This window comes from Amycolatopsis sp. NPDC024027 (assembly GCF_040638975.1).
Classification (GTDB): Bacteria; Actinomycetota; Actinomycetes; order Mycobacteriales; family Pseudonocardiaceae; genus Amycolatopsis.
Map to the genome: position 1 here is coordinate 126,821 of NZ_JBEZYY010000019.1, position 14,550 is coordinate 141,370.

General features: G+C 72.5%; 11 protein-coding genes. 9 read left to right on the plus strand and 2 right to left on the minus strand.

The features are described from left to right. Nucleotides 1-46: 46 nt before the first annotated feature. Nucleotides 47-3,067, minus strand: a complete 3,021-nt coding sequence (locus AB0F52_RS36825) for a discoidin domain-containing protein (RefSeq protein WP_360180938.1) — start codon at nucleotides 3,065-3,067, stop codon at nucleotides 47-49. 124 nt (nucleotides 3,068-3,191) lie between these two features. Next, entirely contained in the window at nucleotides 3,192-3,776 is a 585-nt protein-coding gene (locus AB0F52_RS36830) for a dihydrofolate reductase family protein (protein WP_360180940.1), read from the minus strand. Nucleotides 3,777-3,882: 106 nt separating this feature from the next. Between AB0F52_RS36830 and AB0F52_RS36835 the strand changes: the two genes are divergently transcribed. From AB0F52_RS36835 to AB0F52_RS36875, 9 genes are all read left to right on the plus strand, one after another. Continuing rightward, nucleotides 3,883-4,638, plus strand: a complete 756-nt coding sequence (locus tag AB0F52_RS36835; RefSeq protein WP_360180942.1) for a sulfite exporter TauE/SafE family protein — start codon at nucleotides 3,883-3,885, stop codon at nucleotides 4,636-4,638. A 32-nt stretch (nucleotides 4,639-4,670) separates the two neighbouring features. Then, complete coding sequence (locus tag AB0F52_RS36840; protein ID WP_360180944.1) at nucleotides 4,671-6,935, plus strand: xanthine dehydrogenase family protein molybdopterin-binding subunit; 2,265 nt, start codon at nucleotides 4,671-4,673, stop codon at nucleotides 6,933-6,935. Then, complete coding sequence (locus AB0F52_RS36845; RefSeq protein ID WP_360180946.1) at nucleotides 6,932-7,402, plus strand: (2Fe-2S)-binding protein; 471 nt, start codon at nucleotides 6,932-6,934, stop codon at nucleotides 7,400-7,402. The genes AB0F52_RS36840 and AB0F52_RS36845 overlap by 4 nt, the downstream gene beginning before the upstream one ends. Continuing rightward, nucleotides 7,399-8,211 (plus strand): xanthine dehydrogenase family protein subunit M, encoded by an 813-nt coding sequence (locus tag AB0F52_RS36850; protein WP_360180948.1) that lies wholly within the window; start codon nucleotides 7,399-7,401, stop codon nucleotides 8,209-8,211. The genes AB0F52_RS36845 and AB0F52_RS36850 overlap by 4 nt, the downstream gene beginning before the upstream one ends. A 97-nt stretch (nucleotides 8,212-8,308) precedes the next feature. Beyond that, nucleotides 8,309-8,977 (plus strand): flavin reductase family protein, encoded by a 669-nt coding sequence (locus AB0F52_RS36855; RefSeq protein WP_360180950.1) that lies wholly within the window; start codon nucleotides 8,309-8,311, stop codon nucleotides 8,975-8,977. 101 nt (nucleotides 8,978-9,078) lie between these two features. After that, entirely contained in the window at nucleotides 9,079-10,308 is a 1,230-nt protein-coding gene (locus AB0F52_RS36860; protein ID WP_360180952.1) for a DUF222 domain-containing protein, read from the plus strand. 837 nt (nucleotides 10,309-11,145) lie between these two features. After that, entirely contained in the window at nucleotides 11,146-11,988 is an 843-nt protein-coding gene (locus AB0F52_RS36865) for an ESX secretion-associated protein EspG (RefSeq protein ID WP_360180954.1), read from the plus strand. Between the two features lie 18 nt (nucleotides 11,989-12,006). Continuing rightward, nucleotides 12,007-12,474, plus strand: a complete 468-nt coding sequence (locus AB0F52_RS36870) for a hypothetical protein (protein ID WP_360180956.1) — start codon at nucleotides 12,007-12,009, stop codon at nucleotides 12,472-12,474. A gap of 8 nt (nucleotides 12,475-12,482) precedes the next feature. Further along, on the plus strand, nucleotides 12,483-14,546 hold the full coding sequence (locus tag AB0F52_RS36875) for a hypothetical protein (RefSeq protein ID WP_360180958.1): 2,064 nt from the start codon (nucleotides 12,483-12,485) through the stop codon (nucleotides 14,544-14,546). Nucleotides 14,547-14,550: the final 4 nt, after the last annotated feature.

Consider the following 14,550-nt stretch of genomic DNA (forward strand, 5'->3'; position numbering starts at 1 on the left):
GCCAAGGTACTCGCCCGCGGGCCCGTCGCGAGGTGTCCGAGATCGATCAAGTGCGGACCGACAACCGCGTGAGGCTCGCGTCGCCGGCCTTCCAGCGCGTCCGGACCGCCACGTACCGGGCCGGTCCGGTGTCCGCCGTCGCGTAGGTGACGCCGTCGACGCCGGTTTCGACGGTGGCGGCGGGGACGCGTCCCCGGGTCCAGGTCAGTTCGACCGCGGAAACCTCCGTCACCGCCCCGAGATCGACGACCATCCGGCCGTCCGGGCCCGGCCGCCAGGCGGTCGCCGGGTCGTCGTCGACGGCCGCGGCCGGGGCGGACATGCCCGGCGGCAGGGGCCCGGCGGGGAAGGTGGTCCGCCCGAGCGCGCGGTCGGCCAGCGGGTACGGGCGGAGTTCGCCGAAGACGACCGGCACGGTCCGGCGCGGCGGCAGCAGCACCGGCCGGGCGCGCCCGCCGTCCGGGGTCACCGTGACCAGCACGGGCAGCAGCCCGGCCGGCGCGGTGAGGTCGACCCGGCTCGCGTCGCGGACGACCGCTTCCACCCCGGCGGGGCCGGTCAGCGTGAACCGCGATGGCTCGATGCGGCCCTCCGCCGCGGCCAGCGCGTAGGAGAATTCCGTGCCGGTCCGGGTGACGACCTGCTCGCCGCGGTAGAGCCGGCGGGTGGCGCCCGGAATGGTCACGGTGCCGCGCACCGCGGCGTCGCCGAGGTTCAGCAGCACGAGGAAGCCGTCGGTGACGGTGGCTTCGACCGCGGCCGCGCCGGTGGCGACCCGGCCGGAAGGCTGCGGCGGACCGGGCCGCAGCTCGGCGACGAACCGGGCGGGCGGGCCGTCGGAGAGCGTGACCCGGTCTCCGGTGACGGTGAGCGGGTTCGGGCCCGCGACGGTGATCCCGGCCCGGCCGTCGATGTCCAGCCGGCCACCGGTGCTGCGCAGTGCGGGCACCGGGTAGCTCCCCGCCGGCGTCCAGGTCACGCCGTCGGGCGAGGTTTCGATCCGGTACCTCCGGCCCGCGGCCGCCTCCCAGCTCAGCCGCACGCGGCCGAAGGTCACCGGTGCGCCGAGGTCGACCGCCAGCCAGCTGTCCGTCCGCGTCCGGTCCGATGTGGACACTGCCCATCTCGTCGCGGCGTTGCCGTCGACGGCGTACTTCGCCTCCTTCCCCGGCGACGACGAGGAAGCCGACGCGGTGCCGGCTCGCGCGAGGTCCGGGCCGTCGCCGACCTCGAACGCCCAGAGCGAATAGCCGTACTGCGGGTCCGGCTCGACGCCGAGCATGCGGACGTGCCGGGCGGTGACCGGGGAGAAGGTCAGCTCGTCGGTCCGGGCCCCGCCGGGCGGGGCCTGCGCCTGGATGGTCACCGTGCCTTCGGCGGCGGTGTAGGTGCGATCGCCGTCGAGGCCGGGGACGCCGGGCATCGCGAGGTTGTAGACGTCCAGCACGCCTTCGCCCGCGGCGACCCCGCTGCTGGCGTAGACGGCGGTGCCGGTCGGCAGCGTGGCCAGCGCCGCGTACCCGGTGGCGAAGCGCAGGAGGCCGACGGTGCCGTCGAAGCCGTCGCGGACCTTCGAATACGTCGTGGCGTGTCGTTCCCGCACCGCGAGGTTCGTCGACGGCAGCAGCACGGGGTTCGCGCCGCCGAGCACGAACAGCCAGTCGTCGTGGTGCGGCTGCCAGGCGAACTTCACGAACCCGGGCTTGCTGACCGTCCCGGCCCAGGCGGCGGGGGAGCGGTGGGCCAGCAGGCCGGGCCCGGCACCGAAGTCGGCGACCCCGGCCGCGTGGGCGTCGAACTCCCGGCCGGTCACCGGGACGACCGGGCCGCCGTGCGCGGCGCGCCATTCGTGCAGCAGGTAGCTGATGGCGAGTTCGGCGCGGGCCTCCGGCTCGTACTTCGGTTCGCCGGAGAACTTCGTGATCCGCTCGGCCGGCGGGTAGGCCTGGTAGGGCTCGAGGCGGGCGGCGAGGTCGGCCTCGGCGCGGGCGGCGTGGCGGTCGCCGAGCACCTGGGCGCGGAAGGCCAGCGGGATGACGTCGCGGCCGTAGAGGTGCTCGCGGTCGGCGACCATCGGCATCAGCGGCTCGCCGGCGTCGCTGGTCATCAGCAGCATGGTGCGCCAGAGCAGTTCACCGTTGGGCTGCGCGGTGAGCACCTCCGGCAGCGGCGTGCCGGCGGCGAGGAAGTGCATCGCGTTGCGGCCGGAGGTGCGCCAGAGCTCTTCCTGGTAGTGCGGGCCGAACGAACCGTGGTTCTCGACGAGGAAGGTGTCGTAGAGGTTCGTGGCGGTGTTCGCGCTGACCGGACGGCCGTCGACGAGCCGCGGGTTGGCCAGGTCGGCGGCGGGCAGCCCGGCTTCGTTGCGGCTCCACGCGCCGAAGGCCGTCCGCCACTCGCCCGCCCGCGGGTCGTCGGCGGCCCACGCGAGCGCGGGGGCGAGGGATTGGGCGTAGACGCCCATCTCCTCGAGCTTCGTGTCGCCGACGTGGCCGCCGAGCAGGCCGTGCGGGGTCCAGCTGCCGGAGTCCGGGTCGTCACCGGTGCCGAGCGCGGTGGTGTAGGCGGCCTGCCCGGCGGTGATGCGTTCGACGTTCTGCCGCGCCGGGTCGTCGAGGTCCGTCCACAAGAGACGGGCGGCGAGCACGAAGTACGACTGGAAGGTGGTGTCGAAGAACAGCTTCCGGCCCCACTCGGTCCCGCCGGCCAGCCGGTTCGACGCGGCGAAGCGCCGGATCGTGGCCAGGGTGTGCGCGCGGAGGGTCTCCCGGTCGACGCCGGCGATCGTGGCGTCGTAGCCGTCGCGGGTGAGCAGGACGGCGTTGCCGAGCACGACGGCGAAGGTGAAGTCCCGGGCCGGGTAGGTGCCCGCGGCCGGGTCGAACTGCTGCTCGGCCCAGCGCGTGTGCCGCAGCAGGACGCGCAGGTACGTCGCGGCGACCGGATCGGGCGGCCCGCCGCCGGACGCCGCTCGCCCGAGGCCCGGGAGCAGGCCCGAGGCCAGCGCGGCCGCCGCTCCGCCCGCGCCCAGCAGGCGGAGCGCTCGCCGCCGGTCCAGCTCGCCCATGCCCGCCTCCGCTCGTTGACAACCTTGTCAGCGCGGATTCTGGGACGCCCTCCGCCCACCGGGCAAGTCCCGCGCGCGATCCCGTCCGGTTTCGGACAGGCCCCGGAGTAATTCGTATAACGCTCTATACCCGGCGGTCGTACCGTGCGATCAGGACGCCCTTGGTCGTCGGGGCACAGCTGGTGAGGGTGAACTCGGTGAGCGGCGCGTCGCCGAAGAGCCGGGCCCCCGTGCCGAGGGTCAGCGGGTGGATCAGCAGGGTGTAGTGGTCGACCAGCCCGGCGGCGTGCAGGTCCCGGACCAGCGACGCGCTGCCGATGATCGACAGGTCCCGGCCGGGGCGGGTCTTCAGCTCGGCCACCGTTTCGGCCGCCTCGCCCCGCAGCAGGATCGAGTTTTCCCAGGCACCGGCGTCCTCGAGCGTGGTCGAGGCGACGTACTTGGTGGCGGCGTTCAGGTGCGTGGTGAACGGGTTCCCGTCGGTGCGCCCGCCCCAGGTGGTGGTGAAGTCCTGCCACGTGCGGCGGCCGAACAGCATGTCGCCGGGCCGGCTCATGCCCTTGCCCATCTCCCGGGCCAGGACGTCGTCCTGGTAGCGGGTGCCCCAGCCACCGTGGGCGAAGCCGCCGCGGGTGTCCTCGTCGGGACGGCCGAGGCCCTGCACGACGCCGTCGAGGGTGACGCTCATGGTGACGGTGATCGAACGCATCGAAGATGTCCTTCCGCATTGCCGGTTGTCACCGCCCAGACGAACGGTGGTGGCCCGGATCGACAGCCGCGGGCGGCTTGGCGGGACGACGTGGTGGGATGACAACGTGATCACCGACCCGTGGGTGCTGCCCCTGCTCGTGCTGGCCGGCGTCGGGGCCGGCCTGACCGGGGCGACCGCCGGGCTCGCGTCGCTGGTGTCCTACCCGGCGCTGCTCGCCGCCGGCCTGGCGCCGGTGACCGCCAACGTCACCAACACCGTCGCCATGCTGGGCACCACCGTGGGCGCCGCGGCCGGCGCGCGCCCCGAACTGGCCGGGCAGCGCAGCAGGCTCATCCCGCTCTGCGCCATCACCACCGTCGGCGGCGCGTGCGGCGGTCTGATCCTGCTGCTGACGCCGTCAGACGCGTTCACCCTCATCGTGCCGTGGCTGATCGGCGGCGCGTCGCTGGTGCTGATGGCCGGGCCGCGGCTGCGCCGGCTGGCGGAAGGCGCCGAACACCACGGCCTCCGCCCGGCGACCGGCGTGGTCGCGTTCCTGATCGGCATCTACGGTGGCTACTTCGGCGCCGCCGCCGGCGTGCTCATGCTCGCGCTGCTGGTCACCGTCTGGAGCCAGCCGCTGGCCCGCACCAACGCGGCGAAGAACCTGATCACCGGCTCGGCGAACCTCCTCGCCGCGATCGTCTTCTCGGCCACCGGCAAGGTCGTCTGGCCGGCCGCGCTCGCCGTCTGCCTCGGCTCGCTCGGCGGCTCGTGGCTGGGGTCCGCGCTCGTGCGCCGGCTGCCGGCGACGCCGTTGCGGATCGGGATCGGGATCGGCGGACTGGGCCTGGCGGTCGTCCTCGCCCTGAGGGCATGATCGGCGGGGTATCGCGGCGAGCAGGAGACCAGATGAGCATTGTCGGGACCAGGGTGGTCCGCCAGGAAGATCAGAACCTGATCACCGCGGGCGGCACCTACGTGGACGATCTGCGGGCGGAAGCGCTTTCCGGTGCCGCGCACGCGGTTTTCGTGCGAAGTCCGATCGCGCACGCGCGGATCGGCGGCATCGACGTGAGCGAGGCGAAGGCGGCACCGGGGGTGCTCGGCGTGTTCACCGCCGCCGACCTCGGCCTCGATCCGCACGCGGCGGGGCCGGTGCAGGAACCTTGGCTGGCCGACGGGGTGGTGCGCTACGTCGGCGAGCCCGTCGCGCTGGTCCTCACCGAAGAGCGCTACCAGCTGGCCGACGCCGCCGAGCTGGTCGACGTCGACTACGAGCCGCTGGACGCGGTGGCGAGCATCGGCGCCGCGCTGGACGGCGAGACGCTGCTGTACCCGGAGACCGGCAGCAACATCGTGCAGGTCAACGGCGCGGAGGAGTTCGACGACGCGATCTTCGAGGACTGCGACGTCGTGGTCACGCGGACGATCGCCAACCAGCGCGTCGCCCCCGCACCCCTGGAAGTGCGCGGCGCGTCCTGCGCCTGGGGCGCGGACGGCAGGTTGACGGCCTGGCTGTCCACGCAGAATGCCCAGATCGCCCGGATGCAGCTGGCGGCGAGCCTCGGCGTCGGCGAGGAGTCGGTGCGGGTGATCGCGCCGGACGTCGGCGGCGGGTTCGGCGCGAAGATCGGCGCGGACCCCGAGGCGACCGTGCTCGGCTGGGCCGCCAAACGGCTCGGGCGGCCGGTGCGCTGGGTCGAGTCGCGCAGCGAGAACCTGACGTCGATGACGCACGGCCGCGCGCAGCTCAACACCGTGACCATCGGCGGGAAGCGCGACGGCACGGTCCTCGCGTACCGCCTCGACGTCGTCCAGGACGCCGGCGCGTACCCGCGGACGCTGTTCCTGCCGACGCTGACCGAGCTGATGGCCGTCGGCGTCTACCGGTTCCCGCGGGTCCAGACCCGCAGCCGCGCGGTGGTCACGAACACCACGCCGGTCGCGGCCTACCGCGGCGCGGGCCGTCCGGAGGCGACCGCCGCCGTCGAGCGGGCGATGGACCTGTTCGCCACCGAGCTCGGGCTGGACCCGGCCGACGTGCGCCGGGTCAACTTCATCCGGCCGGAGGAGTTCCCGTACCGGTCGCCGACCGGGGCGTTCTACGACACGGGCGAGTACGCGGCGGCGCTGGACAAGGTGCTGGACGCCGCCGGGTACGCGGAACTGCGGGCCGAGCAGCGGCGGCGACGCGAAGCGGGCGACCCGGTGGAACTCGGCCTCGGGATCGCCGCCTACGTCGAGATCACCGGCGGCGACGGCGGCGGTGAGAGCGGCCGCGTCGACATCCACCCGGACGGCTCGGTCGTCGCGTGGACCGGCAGCTCGCCGCACGGGCAGGGGCTCGGCACGTCGCTGGCGATGCTGCTGGCCGACCAGCTCGGCGTCCCGCTGGAGAAGATCACCGTCCGGCACGGCGACACCGACGAGGTGCCGAAGGCGATCGGCACGTTCGGCTCCCGGTCGCTGCAGCTGGGCGGCTCGGCGATCCGGCAGGCGGCCGAAGAGGTGATCACGCAGGCCCGCGAGCTGGCGGCCGAGCTGCTGGAAGCGGCCCCGGAGGACCTCGAACTGGACGCCGGGCGCGGCGTCTGGCAGGTCCGCGGCGCGCCGTCGAGCTCCGTGCTCAGCTGGGCGCAGGTCGCCGAGACGGCGTCCGACGGCAAGCTCACCGCCGACGTCTGGTTCGGGGGCGGCACGCCGACGTTCCCGTTCGGCGCGCACCTCGCCGTCGTCGAGGTCGACACCGAGACCGGCAAGGTCGAGCTCCGCCGGATCGTCGCCGTCGACGACGCCGGTCCGATCGTCAACCCGCTCACCTTCCGCGGCCAGCGCCACGGCGGGCTCGGGCAGGGCGCGGCGCAGGCGCTGATGGAGGTCGTCACCTACGACGAGGACGGGAACCCGACGACCGCGACGCTGGCGGACTACTCGTTCATCACCGCCGTCGAGCTGCCGGACTTCGAGCTCGTCGACATGGCCACCCCGACCGACCGGAACCTGCTGGGCGTCAAGGGGATCGGCGAGGCGGCGACGATCGGTTCGACGCCGGCGGTGCACAACGCCGTGGTGGACGCGCTGTCCGCGCGCGGGGTCACGCACCTGGACATGCCCACGACCCCGATCCGGGTCTGGGCGGCACTCGAGGAAGCTGGGAAGGGAAGCGCGCAGTGAAGGTCTCGATCGAGGTCAACGGGCGGCCGGTGACCGAGGAGGTGCCCGACCGGACGCTGCTGGTGCACTTCCTGCGCGACACCGCCGGCCTGACCGCCACGAACATCGGCTGCGACACGACGTCCTGCGGCGCCTGCACGGTGCTGCTCGACGGCGAGTCGGTCAAGTCGTGCACGGTGCTGGCCGCGCAGGCCGACGGCCACACCGTCACCACCGTCGAGGGACTGTCTGCTTCGGACGGTGCGCTGCACCCCGTGCAGCGCGCGTTCCGGGAGCAGCACGGCCTGCAGTGCGGGTTCTGCACACCGGGGATGATCATGGCGTCGGTGTCCCTGCTGGCCGACAACCCGAAGCCGACGCGCGACGAGGTCCGCGCCGGGCTCGAGGGCAACCTCTGCCGCTGCACGGGGTACCACAACATCGTCAGCGCCGTGGTCGAGGCGTCGGGTCAGGAGGTGGACCGGTGATCCCCGCTTCGTTCCAGTACCTGCGGGCGTCCACTGTGGACGAGGCACTGACGTTGCTCGCCTCGCACGGCGACGACGCGAAAGTGCTGGCGGGCGGCCACTCCCTGCTGCCGCTGATGAAGCTGCGGCTGGCCGCACCGGAGTACCTGGTGGACATCGGCCCGCTCGACGAGCTGCGCTACGTCCGGCTGGAGGGCGGCGAAGTCGTCATCGGCGCGTTGTCCCGGTACAGCGCGCTGGTGCAGGACCCGGTGCTGCTCGAGCACGCGCCCTTGCTGGCCCACGTGTCCGGCGAGGTCGGCGACCGCCAGGTCCGCCACCGCGGCACGATCGGCGGCTCCCTGGTCCACGCGGACTCGGCGGCGGACCTCCCCGCGGCGGTCCTGGCCTCCGACGCGGTCCTGGTGGTCCGGGGCCCGTCAGGGGAGCGCCGCATCCCGGCGGCGGAGTTCTTTCTCGGCCCGTTCACGACACCGCTGGAGCCGGCGGAACTGCTGACGGAGATCCGCCTCCCGGCCCAGACGGGCCAGGGCTGGGCGTTCGAGAAGTTCACCCGCCGCGCGATCGACTGGGCGATGGTCGGGGTGACGGTGGTGGGCGGCCGCGTGGGCTTGGTGAACATGGGCGGCGTACCCCTGCGCGCCACGGCCACGGAGGAGGCCTTGGCGGCCGGGGCGTCGATCGAGGACGCGGCGGCGTTGGCGGCCGAAGGGACGAACCCGCCGGACGAGCCCCACGCGACGGCGGAGTACCGCCGCCACCTGGCCCGGGTACTGACCCGGCGGGCGTTGACGCAAGCCTCGCGGTGAGCGGCAGGGGGCGGCACCTTGGCCGGTGCCGCCCCCTTGATCGCAATGGCCGATTCCCGCCAGCGGCGAGTCCCGTGTGGACGGCAGGATCGGAGGCGTGAACACTGTCGCGCACACGGCCATCGAGCCCGGTATCCTGTATTTCGGTACTCCGGTGGTGGTGATTTCCAGTACCAACGAAGACGGTTCGGCCAATCTGGCCCCGATGTCCTCGGCGTTCTGGCTCGGCTGGCGGGCGGTGCTCGGGCTGGGCGTCCGGTCGAAGACGGCGCAGAACCTGCTGCGCACCCGGGAAGCAGTCCTGAACCTGCCGTCGGAGTCGATGGCCCCGGCGGTCGATCGGCTGGCCCTGACGACCGGCTCGGACCCGGTGCCCGACGGCAAGCTCCGGCGGGGGTATTTCCACGTGGCGGACAAGTTCGCGCGCGCCGGGCTGACGCCGGTGGCGTCGTCGACGGTGCAGCCGCCTCGGGTCGCGGAATGCCCGGTGGCCATGGAGGTCGTCGTCGAGGCGGTGCACCCGGTGGGCGACGACGGGGGAGTGGTCGCCTTCGAGGTGCGGGTACAGCGGGTATTCGTGCACGAGTCGATCCGGATGGTGGGTGAAGAGGACCGCATAGACCCCGACGCCTGGCGGCCGTTGATCATGAGTTTCCAGAAGTTCTACGGGTTGGGGCCGCAGGTTCATCCATCAACCCTGGCAAGGATTCCTGAGCGGCTCTACCGTGGTCCGGATATCGAGCGGGCTCGGCGGGTGGCTCTTTGAGGCCTGCTGCTTTGGTTGCCCTGGTTGGCTTTCCGGTGTTTCGGGGGATCTCGTACCGTTCGTGTGATGAACCTGTGTTCGATGGTCGGTAATCTTGAGCTATGTCCGACAACGCGGCTCTCTCCTCCGACGCGGTGGCCATCGCCGACCGCATCGGTGAGCTGCTCGCGTGCATGCGCTCCGCCGAAGCGGAACTTGGTGCGCTGCTGGTGGAAGTCGAACAGCGTGGGGTGATGGAGCTGTTCGGCTACCGCTCTGTCGCGCGACTGTTGGAGCATCTCGGCGATGTTCCGAGGCAGGCCGGCGAACGGATGGTGAAACGCGCTCGGGCTCTCAATCCGGGCCGGAATCTCGACGGCAGCCCGATTCCCGCTTTGGCGCCCGCGACGGGTGTTGCCGCGCTGGCGGGGCGGTTGAGCACCCCGATGATCGATGTGATCACCGGCGTGCTCACCCAAGTCCCGCCCGAGCATCACGCGAGCGTCGAGCTCGACCTTCTGACTTTCGCCGCCGATGCCGGACACAGACAGGTTGCGGCCCTCGGTGCCCGCATCCTCGCCCATCTCGCTCCTGACGGCGCCGAACCGGACGACACCGAACCTGCCATCCCGCCCCGGGAACTGTTCTTTCGTCGCAAGCGAACCGGGGTCTGGGAGTTGAACGGCAGGTTCGACGACGAGACCGGCACCCGCACCAGCGCCCTACTCGATACGCTCGCTGAACGCCGCATCAGCGACGAGGGCCCTGACCACCGGACTCTGCCTCAGCGTTACGGCGACGCCTTCTCCGACGCGGTCGACCTCGCCCTCAACTCCCCGGCCCTGCCCATGCAGGCCGGGGAACGAGCGCATGTGATGGTCGCGGTATCCCTCACCGACCTCAAGACCGGCGTCGGGACAGCCACCCTCGGCGACACCGGTGAGATGACCGCCGCCGAAGCCCGGGTGCACGCCTGCGACAGCATGCTCATCCCCGCCGTCCTCGGCAACAAGAGCGAACCCCTCCACCTCGGTCGCCTCCGCCGCCTGATCTCCGCTGGGCTCCGCCGTGCCCTGTACCTGCGCGACCGTGGTTGCGCGTTCCCCGGCTGCCGTCGGCCGCCACGGCATTGCCAGGGTCACCACATCCGCCACTGGGCCGACGGCGGACCCACCGACCTCACCAACCTCGTCCTGATGTGCGCCCACCACCACCGGCTCCTGCACCGCTCCGGCTGGGAAGTCCGCATCGCCCCCGACGGCCTCCCCGAATTCCTCCCACCGGTATTCATCGACCGGCGCCGAAAACCCAGACGCAACAACATCCACGAACCACTCCCATGCGCAGCCTGAGCCAACCGGACACGGGAAAGGCCCGCAGCCACACGGCTACGGGCCCACACCCGTGCCCGCGCATGGTCGACCGGTTGCTTGCTGTGGGCAGCGGAAGTCGATGGCCCTGGCACGGCGCGGGCTCGCCGGCCCCTGGCCGACAACAGCCCGTCGGAATTGACCGCCGCCAGACAGCTCACTGAACTCGCTAGATCTCGCATCAACGGTGTGCCTCGGGCTGTCATGTCCGCTGAGGTGGTTGATGCCACCACCATGACTGCCGCCATCGCACTCGCCGCCGTGCCTGTGTCGTCCTCGCCGCGGTTGCCGCTGCTGCTACCAGCGGAAATCGCTGCCGCGGTCGTTGCCGCGCCGACCGGCGCCATCGCTGCTGCTTCCGGGCCGCGTTCGCCGCGCTGTTGCCCACTCCTCCGCCGCGACCGCAATGGTCACCAGCGCCGCCGTGGATCGCCGCCGCCGTTGGGATCGTCGTGACCACCTGCGCCTTTGTCGTCGCGGTTGCCGGCTGCCTCTGCTGCGGAATTCGCAGTGACGTGCGCGAGCCGAGCGAACAGCGAAGCGGCATTGCCAACCCGGCTCGGCCCGGCCAGCCCACCGCTTCCACCGCCCGCCCCCGCACCCCAGGACCCCGTCCACCAGCCAGACTCCCGTGAACCTCGCCAAACGGACCACCCGCCCCCTAGCCCTCGGGTGATCCGCTTGTTTGCCCGCCTGGTCCAGGGGATCGTGGTCTTTCGGGCATCCGGGTGGCGGTGCCGACGCCCGTCCCGGCCGCACTGCTAATGTTCATCACGGAACTTGCTTGAAGGTTTGACGAAAAGGATCCGGCGAGGGGAAATGGCGGAGCGGTTCGAGTTCGTCCTCGAGGTCTTCGAAGCACTCGTCGTCGGGCGGGCTACCGGGGGCGATGTCCGGCGGTACCCGCTCCGGGCCGGGAACCTGCCCACCGATCCCGTGCGGTTCGTGCGCGTGGCGCGGCAGGTCTACGACGCGCTCGAGGAGCGGCGGCTGTCCGTCTCCGGTGAGCTGCACCCCGGTGTCCGGGCCGCCTTCGAACTGCTCGCCGAACCCCGGGTTTCGGTCGCCGTCAGCGGGATCGATGGGCTGGGGGCCGATGTGGCCGTTCTCGTCGTCAGTGACGGTGCTCAGGCGCTCGGGATCACGCAGGCTCCCGACACCGATGACCTGCTTTTCTCGCTGTTCGCCGACGAAGACCTCGTCGAGGTCGTCACCGGGGTGCTGCCGCCGGCTCCCGCCGCCAGTACCGGGAAACACGTCGTGCACCGGGCCGCCGGGCGGGAGGTTTCCGCCATGACCGCGAAGCGGATCGCGGACGCCGAGTTCGACGAAGAAGAGACCGATGCCTTCGGGATGATCGAGGTCAAGGCCGTCGTGCGGCCCGGGCGGCGGCCGCCGGCTCCGAAACCGTCCGATGTCGCCGTGCTCGAACGGGTGCTCGCCGAACCTCGGCTGGGTGGGGGGCACATTGCCGTCAGTGCTCAGGGGCGGCGCGGCGAACGGCTCGCCAACGAGCCGCTGAGCTGGCTCGACACCGCCGATGGCCGGTACCTCGTGCACACCCGGACGGGTGAGGGCGGGGAACTCACCGCGGAATACGTGCCCGCCGGGCGGGCCGACCTCGCGCGCGCCATCCGCGACGCGATCGCCGCTGTCTACTGATCGGGGAGGAACAGTCAGATGACCGAAGAGACCGCGGCCACGACGCAGGCTCTCCAGGCCGCCGTGCAGATGCAGACCGCCGCGACCCCCGAGGCCAAGACGATGGCCGCCCTGCGGGTCGGGCTCGCCGGGGCGCAGCTGAAGCGGCTTGCCCAGAGCGGTGGCTTCGCCATCGACGACACCACGGGCAACCAGCTGATCGAGGCGCTGGAAGGCGTGCTCGAGTCGCTCGAGCAGCGCTGGGCGAACCTGCAGCGACTGCACGACGCGCCGGCGATGAGCCGGACCGCGACCGGCCAGTGGGTGTCCGCACACATGGTCAGCACCGCCGCCGACGAACACGGCCTCGTCACCCAGCTGCAGGCCGCGCGGCAGGAGTTCCCGACCTACATCGAAGCCATCCGGCTGGCCAAGAAGAACTACAAGTCCCGGGAAGAGACCACGCGCACGACGCTGACCTCGCTCCCGACCGCCGACCAGAGCTGAGGGAGACCGTGGCACCCACCGCCGAGTCCGTCTCGGACCCGTCGTCCCCGGACTACAACCCGCGCAGTCCGCTCTACGACGTGACCGCCGATTCGTCGTCGAAGTACTACGTCGGACCGCTGACCACGGACAACTCGCCGTCGGGCGACCAGATCCGCGAGATGGCCACCAGGCAGGTCGACGACGAGATCCGGCGCGGCTGGCTCGGTCCCGTCGTCGACCCCGTGCTGCGCGACCGGAAGATCCAGGAGCTCTACCAGCAGCACCTCGCCGACGCCAAACACGGCCTCGACGAGGGCCTCGCCATGCGCGAAACCGGCGGGGCGCCGCGCACGCTGTGGAACAATGCCAGCCACGAACAGATGAACGAAGCCATCACCCTGGACGCCAACCCGGCGACCGTCGCGGAAACTTCGGAAGAATGGGTGAGCGTCGGCAACGACCTCGGCACCCACCAGAAGACCCTCGCCGACGCCATCAACGCCAGCACCGACAACTGGCAGGGCGATGCCGGGGACGCCGTCCGCGAGCACCTCGCCGGCGTCGGCAAGTGGCTGGGCGCGACCGCGCAGGGCGCCACGCTCGCCGGCCGGCAGCAGGAGATCCACTCCCAGGCGCTCAACGAGACCCAGCGGCAGATGGTCGCGAACCCGCCGGTGCAGTTCGACCTGCAGTCGACCAACCAGCGCCTGATGTCGATGACCGACCCGGTGCAGTACGCGTCGGCCGCGGGCGAAGCCATGCAGACCTACCGGGCGCAGCAGGCCGCGCGGGAGCACGCCGCGCAGATCATGACGCAGTACGACGAGACCATCGGCAGCGCGGTCGCCACCCCGCGGTTCCCGGCCCCGCCGAAGCTGCCGACGGCCACGGCGACCAGGCAGAACGTCGTCGCGCGCAGCGGCTCCGGTGCGGGTGGTGGTGCCGACCAGCCGCTGATGGCGCGGACCGCGCTGGACGGCGTGACCCCGCAGACCCCGCTCGACGCCAATGCCGCGGCGCTCGGCGGCGGCGCGGGCGGCAGCGGTGCGGGCATCCCCGGCGACGGCCCGGGCGCCGGTGGCTCCGGCTTCTCCGGCAGCGGCATCCCGGGTGCCGGCGACGGCTCGGGCGGCGGCAGCGGCAGCGGCTTCTCCGGCAGTGGCATTCCCGGCAGTGGTATCCCGGGCAGCGGCGCCCCCGGCAGTGGTATCCCGGGCAGCGGCATTCCGGGCGGCGGCTCCGGCTTCTCCGGCAGTGGCATCCCAGGCAGCGGCATCCCAGGCAGCGGCATCCCAGGCAGTGGCATCCCAGGCAGTGGCGGGGGCGGCGCGGGCTTCACCCCGCCGAACTTCGACGTCCCCGACACGCCCGCCGGCGGCAACTTCAGCGGCGCCGGCATCCCCGGCTCGTCGCTGCCGCACTTCGACGACTCGACGTCGTCGTCGGGCTTCACGCCGTCCGGCATCGGCGGGGGCGGGGGCACCGGCGGCAGCGGGTTCACCCCGCCGTCGATCCCGAACATCCCGGACATCTCCGGCGGGGGCGGCGGCACCGTCCGCGGCGGCGGCCCGATCCCCGGGTTCACCCCGCCCGGCATCGACCCGATCACCGGGCTGCCCACCGGCACCGGCGGGCTCAACACGCCCGGCGGCGCCAAGATGCCCACCATCGGGCGCGGCGGCGGGATCAACGGCGAAAGCATCGCCAGCCGGCTCGGCGGCCTGGGCGGCGGCGGGGGCGCCGGCGGTGGCTCGCTCGGCGGGATCGGCGGCGGCTCCGGGGCCGGGGGAGCCGGTGCCGGCGTGCGCGGCACGGGTGCGGGCAACCTGAGCGGTGGTGCCGCCTCGGGCGCGGCCGCGGAAGCCGAAGCGGCGGCCGCGCGCAACGCGACGTCGGGCCGCGGTGCGGCCGGCGCCGCGGGATCGCCGGGCATGGGCGGCATGGGCGCCGGCAAGGGCGGCAAGAAGGAAGACGACAAGGAACACAAGGCCGCCGACTACCTCGAAAGCGACGACCCGAACTTCTTCGCCGGCGAAGAGGCGGTCGCGCCGCCGGTGATCGGGGACTGGAAGAACCAGGATTGGAAGTGACGGC

What these genes read in the sequence shown, in the direction of transcription:
- AB0F52_RS36840 (WP_360180944.1), top strand. Translation starts at nt 4,671, where the DNA reads ATGAGCATTGTCGGGACCAGGGTGGTCCGCCAGGAAGATCAGAACCTG.
- AB0F52_RS36865 (WP_360180954.1), top strand. Translation starts at nt 11,146, where the DNA reads ATGGCGGAGCGGTTCGAGTTCGTCCTCGAGGTCTTCGAAGCACTCGTC.
- AB0F52_RS36860 (WP_360180952.1), top strand. Translation starts at nt 9,079, where the DNA reads ATGTCCGACAACGCGGCTCTCTCCTCCGACGCGGTGGCCATCGCCGAC.
- AB0F52_RS36830 (WP_360180940.1), bottom strand. Translation starts at nt 3,776, where the DNA reads ATGCGTTCGATCACCGTCACCATGAGCGTCACCCTCGACGGCGTCGTG.
- AB0F52_RS36870 (WP_360180956.1), top strand. Translation starts at nt 12,007, where the DNA reads ATGACCGAAGAGACCGCGGCCACGACGCAGGCTCTCCAGGCCGCCGTG.
- AB0F52_RS36825 (WP_360180938.1), bottom strand. Translation starts at nt 3,067, where the DNA reads ATGGGCGAGCTGGACCGGCGGCGAGCGCTCCGCCTGCTGGGCGCGGGC.